Origin of the sequence: Methyloglobulus sp., assembly GCF_046714055.1 — a bacterium.
Lineage (GTDB): Bacteria > Pseudomonadota > Gammaproteobacteria > Methylococcales > Methylomonadaceae > Methyloglobulus.
In genome coordinates this window covers 1-10,385 of the sequence record NZ_JBKKBJ010000056.1, presented here as the reverse complement: position 1 = coordinate 10,385, position 10,385 = coordinate 1, and the positions used below count along the sequence as shown (strand labels likewise).

General features: G+C 46.5%; 6 protein-coding genes and 1 pseudogene. 5 read left to right on the top strand and 2 right to left on the bottom strand.

Features of this window, described 5'->3' with window-relative positions; genetic code table 11:
• Window positions 1-533 precede the first annotated feature (533 nt).
• Complete coding sequence (locus ACLQ6D_RS03365) at window positions 534-1,982, top strand: circularly permuted type 2 ATP-grasp protein (RefSeq protein ID WP_411725856.1); 1,449 nt, start codon at window positions 534-536, stop codon at window positions 1,980-1,982.
• 2 nt (window positions 1,983-1,984) lie between these two features.
• The gene (locus tag ACLQ6D_RS03360; RefSeq protein WP_411725855.1) at window positions 1,985-2,917 is read left to right on the top strand and encodes an alpha-E domain-containing protein; all 933 of its coding nucleotides are present in this window, start codon (window positions 1,985-1,987) and stop codon (window positions 2,915-2,917) included.
• Window positions 2,918-3,596: 679 nt separating this feature from the next.
• Here the strand turns inward: ACLQ6D_RS03360 and ACLQ6D_RS03355 are convergent.
• Window positions 3,597-3,865, bottom strand: a pseudogene (locus ACLQ6D_RS03355) (IS110 family transposase); the annotation flags it as partial.
• A 223-nt stretch (window positions 3,866-4,088) separates the two neighbouring features.
• Window positions 4,089-5,273, bottom strand: coding sequence for a PxKF domain-containing protein (locus ACLQ6D_RS03350; protein ID WP_411725854.1), 1,185 nt, complete (start codon window positions 5,271-5,273; stop codon window positions 4,089-4,091).
• A gap of 417 nt (window positions 5,274-5,690) precedes the next feature.
• Between ACLQ6D_RS03350 and ACLQ6D_RS03345 the strand changes: the two genes are divergently transcribed.
• The 3 genes from ACLQ6D_RS03345 to ACLQ6D_RS03335 all read left to right on the top strand — a co-directional run bounded on the left by ACLQ6D_RS03345 (window position 5,691) and on the right by ACLQ6D_RS03335 (window position 10,291).
• Window positions 5,691-5,858 carry a helix-turn-helix domain-containing protein gene (locus ACLQ6D_RS03345; RefSeq protein WP_411725853.1) on the top strand — a complete coding sequence of 56 codons (168 nt, stop codon included), beginning with the start codon at window positions 5,691-5,693 and terminating at the stop codon, window positions 5,856-5,858.
• Between the two features lie 465 nt (window positions 5,859-6,323).
• Window positions 6,324-8,075, top strand: coding sequence for a carbamoyltransferase (locus ACLQ6D_RS03340; RefSeq protein ID WP_411725852.1), 1,752 nt, complete (start codon window positions 6,324-6,326; stop codon window positions 8,073-8,075).
• Window positions 8,072-10,291 carry an iron-containing redox enzyme family protein gene (locus tag ACLQ6D_RS03335; RefSeq protein ID WP_411725851.1) on the top strand — a complete coding sequence of 740 codons (2,220 nt, stop codon included), beginning with the start codon at window positions 8,072-8,074 and terminating at the stop codon, window positions 10,289-10,291. The genes ACLQ6D_RS03340 and ACLQ6D_RS03335 overlap by 4 nt, the downstream gene beginning before the upstream one ends.
• Window positions 10,292-10,385 lie beyond the last annotated feature (94 nt).

Below are 10,385 nucleotides of genomic sequence, written 5' to 3'. Positions count from 1 at the left end.
GGAAGTGAAACCGCCTGGCGCCGATGATAGTGTGGCAGTTTGCCATGCGAAAGTAGGGAATCGCCAAGCCCTTAATGACAAGCCCAAGGGCCAACAGCCCTTGGGCTTTTTTATGGCTGGAAAAAGCACGTCATAACCCACCCATCGACTCAGTACTAAAATGCTAAAGCCGAAACATAAGCCCTCAACGGTGAATCGCCTAACCGGTCTACAATTATACTTCGACTAGAATAACTTCTTTTAACGTGGTCAACGCACCAAATTGGAAAGCAATAACATAAATAAGCGCACAAAAGCGGTGCATTAAAAAATACAAGTTCACTTAAGCTTCTATTTTTCCTGATGATAGACCCAAAAGTGCATTTTAATTAAGAATGGCATCAATCATGCTTTAATTTAGATTGAAAGTTGTTCTCATCGTGTGTTGCACATCCTCTAGGCGCTTTTCCTGTTAAAGAATTTGCGTCTTTTTTCAACATCGAAGAGAAATTGAGTCAGACGTATTTCTTCACAATTATCAGAGGTTATGTAATATGGCTTCATTATGGGATCAATACACAGTTACTGATGCGTATGACGAAATGCGTTGCTCTGCAAATAAAGCGCGAGCGTCCAGCTATCGCTTGAGCTGTTACTTGGACAGTCTTGGCGGTGACGCATTGGATGTTCGTAAAACTGCGGCTGATTTGGCGATCATGGAAATGGGTATTACTTTTACGGTATATAGTGAGGAAGGTAATATCGATAGGGCATGGCCGTTCGATATTATTCCCCGTATCATCGAATACAAAGAATGGCTTCGTGTGGAAGTCGGCTTAAAGCAACGTCTTAAAGCATTAAATTGTTTTATCAACGATACCTATAACGAACAATTGTTTATCAAGGAGGGTTTGATACCGGCAAGTATTATCAGCAGCTCAACCAATTTCCTCAAGGAATGTGTGGGTATGCAGCCCAGGTTCGGAATCTGGGCGAATATTTGTGGCAGTGATTTAGTCAGGGATAAGGATGGAACCTTATATGTACTCGAAGATAATTTGCGCGTTCCATCGGGCGTGTCTTACATGATCGAAAATCGCAGTATAACCAAAAAGGTATTCCCAGAGTTGTTGCAAGACCTGGATGTACTGCCCGTTGACGATTATCCGGCTCATTTATTAGAAATGTTGGTATCTATTGCCCCCGAGCATAGTGACATTCCGCGGATCGCGGTCCTAACACCGGGGATTTACAACTCAGCGTATTTCGAACATGCATTTTTAGCCCAACAAATTGGCGCAGAGCTGGTCGAAGGCGACGACTTAGTGGTGCAAGAGGACGATTGTGTCTATATGCGCACCATCAACGGACTGGAAAAGATAGATGTTATTTATCGCCGTATCGATGACCAGTTCCTAGACCCCGAAGTGTTCCGTAAAGATTCTATGTTAGGTGCGAAGGGCCTGTTAAGGGCTTGGCAGGCAGGAAATGTATCATTGGCTAACGCGCCGGGTTCTGGTGTGGCCGACGATAAGGTCATATATAGCTATGTTCCGCAAATGATCCGCTATTATCTCAATGAAGAGCCTATTTTGCCCAATGTCCCGACTTATTTATGCAGTGACCCTGAGCAGCTAGCCTATGTGTTGGCGCATCTGGACGAACTGGTGGTAAAACCCGCCAATGAGTCCGGTGGTTATGGGATGTTGGTAGGCCCGCATGCATCTAAGGCGCAAATCAAGGAGTTTCATAAAATTATCAAGGATCAGCCACGTAACTATATTGCACAACCCACATTGGCGCTGTCAACCTGTCCCACGCTATGTAATAATCAATTAGAACCACGCCATATCGATTTGCGCCCTTTTATCCTGCAAGGGGAAAATAGTTTCGTGACTAACGGTGGGCTGACTCGTGTTGCCTTGAAAAAAGGTTCTTTGGTCGTCAATTCTTCTCAAGGCGGCGGCAGTAAAGATACCTGGATTATCAATACAGGCATGTAACTATGTTATCTCGATCTGCCGAACGTCTATATTGGTTAGCCCGGTTTCTGGAACGGACTGAAAACACAGCGCGTTTGCTGAGTGTCTACATGAATCTCATGTTCGATTTGCCGAAGGATGTAGAAATGAGTTGGCGCAATCTGCTGACTATATTCGGTGCGGAGAAAGCGTTTTTTCAACTTTATGAGGTTCCCAACGAGCAAAACACGATGCGCTTCCTGTTGACCGACACTGCCAATCCAGGTTCGTTGTTCTCATCTTTGAATTCTGCCCGGGAAGATATCCGTACATCTCGTGAGCTCATGCCCGATGAAGCTTGGCAGCAAGTCAATGAAATGTATTTGTTTGCTAAGGATAATGTGGGCATTGCCACCAATCGCCGGGGGCGAGTATTAATATTGAATGAGATTATGCGGGGTTGCCAACGTTTCACTGGATTTTTGTCGGGAGCGATGAGTCACGACGATGCTCTCCGCTTTATTCGTTTAGGGCGAAGTATTGAGCGGGCTGACATGACTACGCGTATACTGGATATTGCATCAATTCTGTTAGCGGAAGACCGTAGCGATGAAACGCGTCAATACGAAAATACCTTGTGGATAAATGTACTGAAATCTTTAAGCGCCCTGCTTATGTATCGAAAGCACCGGCGGCATCGGATCAGTAGCGCAGATGTGTTGGATTACTTGCTCAAGGATCCAAATTTTCCTCGCTCGGTTGGGTATTGTATCAATGAGGTTGAAGCCTACATTAAACGCCTTCCGCGGTCAGAAGGATTAACCGACAATCTGACAACGTTGTCAGCTTCATTAATGGCTACCGATATCCATCGCATCACCCCGGTGCAATTGCACGAATTACTGGACGACATCCAAGCCAAGTTAGGTGTAACGCATAACCAGATAGCGTCAACCTGGTTTTTAGCTGCCAATTAATTAGGCATGGAAAGGTATTGATGTCATTTTGGGATTGAGGTTTTCGCTCAAGCTCAAGATACTTTCCTTATAGCTAACCTCGACCGCATGAATGAAATATTTGTTCTCAACGTTAGTATCCGTTTTTGTAAAGTGAAAGTTTCTTTAAGTATGAACGGGGGCCAGTATGGATAAGACTAAATTGGAAGCATTCAGCGATGGCGTTTTGCCATCATCATTACCATCATGGTGTTGGAGCTTAAAGTCCCTCATGGCGATGCGATAATTTTGATGCGCTTACATCATTGATTCCAATTATCTTGAACTATGCCTTAAGCTTCATCTATGTCGGTATCTGATCTTACCCCATATACGGACTCCTCTTTTTTGCAAGCCTTTTCTTTTCGATTGCAGCGGTCAGTAAGCAGTTGCTGCCAACTATCCGGCCTATTGTTGAGGTCTTGTCACCTCTGGCTCTGATGGGTTTCCGCGTGTTTCCGTCCCTATTACGTTATCGGCCTCGAAGGCTCGGGGTAAGCGGATTCTTGAAAACACCGGCCTGACCGGTTTGCCACCGTGTTGCAAAATGCTCCGCAACTTTGGAGTGGCTGTTGTAACCTCGCTAACTGTTTATAAAATCGGTTGTCGGACTTGTTTGTTTAAGCGTTTTCCCATGTTGGCGCACAATATATAGGTTCCTGGCCGCGTCGTCGTTGGCGTCGTCCTTGCTGCCTTTGACGTAGGGCTTGACGAACTGGGGCCGATCAGTCGGGCATCATGCCCCAGCTTGACCAGTTCCCTTGCCCAGTGGTGCGCGTCGGCACAGGCTTCCAAGGCTAGCAAGCACGGTGGCAGGTTGGCGAAAAAGGCCGGCACTTGATTCCGTTTGAGTTGTTTGTGCAACACGACCTTGCCGTGTGCACCCACGCCGTGTGCCTGAAAAACGTCCTTTGCAATGTCCAGGCTCATTGTCGCACTATTCACGGCGGATTCCTCTTCTTCTGTTAAGGGGTGGTTTTACCCTCCCACTTTGGCGCCTCGCGATGCCGTTGGGAAGGGGAGGGGTCTATACCATTAGGCTACTTGCTACGATAATATAGCAGCAGTCGGGAGTAAAAAAGGGACCGGAATCGGCATCTTACAGAGACATCGACCCCAGCCCCAATTTTCCTGCTAAGGCGTATTGCGCTCTTTACTTGAAGCTGAACAGCGCAGGCGGTGCTAATAAGCCGCCACCGAGGTCAAGTAGTAACTTCTTACAAGAATTGGCATAGCTCTTCGGCGTCTTCCAGTTAAACTGGTAGTTTCCGCCACCCAGGTTCTTCAAGCCAGAGCCGCCCGAAGCGACTTCCTCCAGCTGATCCGTAGTGAAGCCGAGATTACAATTCACGTCCTGAACTTTCAGCTTGACCGATGCCAGATCGGTGACCGGCGTACCCGCCGGTACCTCGGTGATCCGCCACTTTAGCGGCACGGCGCTACCGGCCTTTACCACGTTGAATATCCCGTTCATGTCGACCGGCTGAAAATAGCCCGTCACCAAGTGACCGACCACATAAGGGGGGCCCGGATTGACAATGGTGGTGTTGCCGTTCTGGGTAACGGTAACCGCTTGGTTGTCGCCGTTGTTTTCGACATAGAACGGCCCATTCTCGACCTGCGTTATCTTAGCGATGGCACCGGTGCCGAGGTTTACGGTCACAGTGTCATTTAACTGAACTACCACTAGACCACCCTGGGATACGTTCACTTCGATACTTCCGCAAGTGATCACCGTAGTGCTATCGGGGGAGAGCAACACCGGAAAACCACATACTAAAAGACTTGCCTGGCCAGAACCCGGCCCTGCCCTTATCACTACGCCCTGGGCTGGGTCGGTGGAATCGGCAACAGTGACGCCGAGGCTCCCGGCATCAACGATGGACCCCGTCGTGGGCGGCGTCCGCGTATCAGCGAAGCTGCCAGGGGCGGTTTCGATGGCGTCTTCCACGCCATCGCCGTTGGCATCGGTGCCGCCACCGTCAGAGAGGACTGCGGAGGTTATATTAGCCTGAATGGCGTAGAAGGATTCAAAGGGGGAATAGGAGGCTTCAATCAGTAAATAAAGTGGCTGTTGCCAATCGTCCAGGAACGGCGGCGTCGTGGGTAGCGCGTCGCTGGATAGCGCATTCATGGTACTGTCGCTGAGTTGAAATCCAATAGTACCAATAGGGTAACTACTGCTTTGGGGAGGCGGCACTTCTAAAAGGTTGGGAGCAGAGAACACGGAATAAGAATCGTACCCATTGTAATGATCATTGACCACTAAGAGCGAGAAATTGACATTGTCGGGATTGGTGCGAAATCGCAGCCCACTTCGATTTACCCTGAGATCCATGCCGTAGGGTGCGGTCGTGTGCAAGTAACGACCGTTTGTTGAGTCGGCGGGGTAACTGTCCAGGGTGTTGGTATCGTAAACGTAAGTGCCCGAAATAGTATCGCCTAATTACCCCCCCCCGGCACGTTTTCGGGAGTAATGATACCGAATACCTCGGCGGTGATGTCTATCGACACGGTTTCGGCGCGGGCGGCGCCAGTTAGTAGCATAATTGTGAGAGCCGCGAGGAAAGCGGCCGGGATGCTGTGCTGCCATTTCATGAGGTTGAACTCCTAATTGGTGTTATGGATGTCAATGGATTTGTGTATAGTAACTTAGATTCAACTCATAAGTGCAATTCATTTTTCAACTGAATTGAGAAGGGCTAGCTGTTATAGTTCAAGGCTTTTTTCAATCCGACCAAAGATGAGGAAGCTTATGAAAGGCTATAAACAGCTAGCCGAAGTACAACGATACCAGATTGATGTCTTAAAGAAAGCCCAAAAGAACCAAAAACAAATAGCCGAGATAATAGGCGTATCCGCTTCGGCCATCAGTCGGGAACTTAACCGCAATACCGGGAAGCGCGGCTATCGGCCACGGTAGGCGCATATAAAAGCGCTCAATCGAAGAACAAAGGCCGTTAAGTCGATAAAAACAGGAGCGGGGTCAGGTCTTGCAAAACGATGTCTTTTCTTTTTTAATGAAGAATTTATTAATTTTGGCGTCATAATTCCACACGGTTTTACGAATACCCTTTTTTGTTAGATCACTAGCGCTTAATAGTATTAATAAGCGATTTTTATACAGTGGGTTAAATCTAAAAGTTTTCAGTATTGATGTAAACAGCCAACATCAGATAAAAACTAGGCTACTTACAGAAATGAACTATTCCTTTCCTCTATTCCGAAAAATTTAGCGGGTTTGTCGAATCCAAGCATGTTGAATAATAAATTTGGTTGATCCCTAACTTTTCAAGCTTAGGTTATTGCAGAAATATTAGGTTGGGCACCACAAAAACTCTATACTGCCGATTAAAAAACTTGCACACGAGCGAAAAGCAAAAACTGTATGTCAACCTATTACATAGGGCTATCGGTCACCTATCACGATTCCGCCTTGGCTATCATTAGCGATGCAGGTGTAGTGCTGTTTGCCGAGGCGACTGAACGGTTTTTGCAAAATAAGCGTGCGCTCAATTGCGAACCCGACCAGTTGTTTCGCATCCCTGAACTATTGGAAGAATATTGTCCTAATCCTGAAAAATTTGTGCTCGCCATCAATTGGCGGAAAAAACGGCCGTTTTACGAAACCACGGTCAAAAAATTAGGTTTTTTGTCAGCTCCGGGTTTACTGAAAACTGGTATCAAAAAACTGCACTCACCCTTGACGAATTATCAATTGCACCACATGATGGCCTGCCAAGCCAACAGCATAGACCGTGCTGGTCTCAATCTGGTGAGGATTATCCAGGAATATTTCCCGGAATGTTCGATTGCATTTAAGGATTACGACCATCACCTCACCCATGCAGCAACCGCCTGTTATGGCAGTCCCTTTGAGGAAGTTGCCTGTGCGGTGATTGATTCTTACGGGGAACATGGCGCGATGGCTTTTTATCGCTACCGGAACCGGAAATTGGAGCGGTTGCACGAGGCCAAAGGCTTGAGCAAAGCCAGTTTGGGTTTGTTTTATATGAAAATCACTGAGTTATGCGGGTTTGACTGGCTTAAGGGCGAAGAATGGAAAGTCATGGGCTTGGCTTCTTATGGCAAACTCAACCCAAAACTTTATGCCTTGTTAAGTTCTATCATTGTCGTCAATGGCTTTGATTGCAAACACCCTGCCGAAGGATTGTTTGAGCAAATCGCCAAGCTGGACGAGTTTAAACAACACCCCAACAGCCCAATAGAGGAAAAAGCAGATGTTGCTTACACCGGCCAGGTTTTCTTTGCCGACCTGGCCACACAGTTATTGCGTCACCTGCATAAAGTTACCCAATGCGATAACTTGGCCGTGGCGGGCGGTTGTGCATTAAATTCTTCCTTTAATGGGCAAATCACACAACATACCGAATTCAAACAAGCCTATATCCCATCCGCACCCGCCGACGATGGTTGTGCCTTAGGCGCAGCATGGTTAGCGTATCATGAAGATTTTCCACAGCAGATAAAATCGCCACGACTGCAAACACCTTACACGGGTTCGACGATTAAGGATGATGCGGTGGAACGTTTGATACGGTTCAACCGCTCGCTCAACATTCAGCATTTACCCGACAGCATATCCGAAGAAACAGCCCGGTTACTGGCTGATGGCAAGTTGGTTGGCTGGGTACAAGGCCGCGCCGAATTTGGTCCCAGGGCTTTAGGCAACCGGTCTATACTCGCGGATCCCAGAGAGGCTGCCACCCAGGATGTCATCAACGAAAGGATCAAATTCCGGGAAATGTTTCGCCCCTTTGCGCCTTCCATACTGCATGAACACGCCGATGAGTATTTCGAGAACTACCACGAGTCGCCTTACATGGATAAAACGCTGCAGATTAGAAAAGCCATGCGGAGTAAAATCGCTGCGGTTTGTCATGTCGATGGAACTGGACGGCTACAAACGGTCAAAAAAGAGTGGAATCCGCGTTTTTACGGACTGATCGAAAATTTTTACCAGCTTACCCAAGTGCCTGTGCTGCTCAATACCAGCTTTAATATAATGGGCAAGCCCCTGGTGCATAGCCTTGAAGATGCTCTGGCCGTGTTTATGACCACTGGACTGGATGTGTTGGTGGTCAATGATTATTTAATAACTAAACCTCGCGATGAATGAAGTTGAATGAGTTTAATCTTGCTTTAGGGCCAACTTTAAAACCGGTTTTTTCTAAATCGGCTTACGCGGCTGCGCTGGATAATAAAGACAATAGCCGCGACCTGTTCTACGCATTGATCCATATCAGCGAAAATTACGCAATCCTGCCCCGCGCATATTGCTATCTGAAACAGCATTTTCAAACAGTTACCGGACAATACCGGTCTAAATTCAGCGAAGAATATAGCCCTAATAATCTGGGTACTCTGCTTAAAAACACGGTATCCACGCATCCATACAAGTTGCCTGATACAGCACTAAATGAATGCCTAGCTCAATATGCGCCTATTTATTTTACTGAACTAAGCTGGTTAGCGAACATTTCACAAACGGTTACCAGCCAAACCCCGTTAGTCGTTGACCTGATGGCGGTGTACTCACGGTTAACGGAAGACGATCAAAGCATTGCCAATAGCAGGGCTATCTATAGCGCTCACTTGCTGTCTTCTGGCATTGAGTTACCCGCCGTCCATACCTTAGCGTTTGCAAAGCAAAGCGATGTTGGTGATGAGATTTTCGATTTTGCTGCTATCCAACTGGCATTAGCCCAGTTCCCTAGGGTGTTTTTTCCAGAAATCCTGGGCTTTACCTTGTCTTATTGCCAAGCCTTAAGTTTGCCGGAGCAGTTTTTTCCTGACTGTGACGACATTAAGCTTCCTAGTTTCCTAACCTCCAGAAGTGATCGGCGCAAACATGAATTACCCTATTTCACTGCTATTATCAAGGCGTACTTAGGTGAATTTAAAATTCAAACCGACGATTTGTGGCGGCGGATACAGGCTGGGTTCTGGCTGCATCAACAACAGCTTGAACACTGCAATCAGCGGATCGGCACACAGTTACATACTACCCTGTCCCCTCGGCAAGCTGTGCAAAAACTGCTGGCAACCCTTACCCCTAACGCAATAGGACACCACGGTAAAATCCGGTTAGGCAGTAAGTCCATAGACGACTGGTTTAAGGAAGACCCTTTTAAGAGTGCAAACTTTCTCGCTACCTTATTGCATTCGCCTTATATCGACCGGGCAAAACCCGAAAACAGTCGATTACTAAAGCTGTTTGAGTTTAACGGCCCTATGTTTGGAGTCCTTGATGAAAGCGGGAAAACCATCCTCAAGAATTGGTTATTATCTGAGCTAACCCCTGGGCTGACTCAAAGCAAAAAAAATAAATCTGCAAACTACAAAGTAGGTTTAAAGAGTATCTCCAGCAAACCTGCTGCCATAAACGGTTTGTTTGAAGTGCAACAAGAAAATAGCCATGTAGTACAGGACAACTACGCCAAATTAAGCAACAGGGAACTTTATTTTTATCTGGTCAACAACGACCTTTTCCCAGAAGTATTGCCTATCTCCAAACACAAAGTAGACCGAGTTTTGGTTTGGGCTAAATTCTTTAACCGCTTACCTTTCCGCCGATACTCCCACCAAGCATTTGAAAGCTATATACACTCGATTTATCAGCACGAAGTCGATACCTATAAGCCATTAAACAAAAAACCTAAACTATCCAGAAACGCCTATGTCTGGGGAATCGAACAGTTTGCGCCGACAATCCTAACCGACGGTAGTTGGCTACAAGGCATACATCAACTGGATTACTATTCCAGCCATGCGATTGGCACTGTTTTACACAAGATTTACGAAGACGAGACCGGCAACGGCATCCTGGAGCAAAATCACCCTTTTATCTATCAAGAATTGCTCAACAGCTTGAATATCAAACTGCCGCCTATTTATTCCAAGGACTTTATCGACCATCCCGGCTTTATCGGCAGCGCTTTTGATATTCCGGTGTATCTGATGGCTATTTCTAAATTTCCCAGCGCACTTTTGCCTGAACTATTGGGCTTGAATATGGCCATAGAACTCAGCGGCTTGGGCAAGGTTTATCTACGCCTGTCTGAAGAACTTAAGTTTTGGGGCATTAACTCAGCGATCGTCGATGTCCATATATCTATAGATAACTTGTCGTCAGGGCACTCGGCGCTGGCTATTAAGGCCATACAAGCTTATCTTGATGAAGTTTCTGCCTGTTACGGCGAGCAAATTATGCAAACCCATTGGCGGCGAATATATGCAGGTTATTGTTCTTTACAAACAGTCAGCAATCGCTTTAAATTTTCACTCATTGGGCAGTATCTGTTGAAACGCCTGTGTACTAATAACAACTATTAAAATAGGCACTGTCAATATGTCGATCAGCCAATTCCATAACATTGCAGTGCAACGGTGATGTCCGTCCGTTTTAAGCATTTGCTTTGCTTTATCT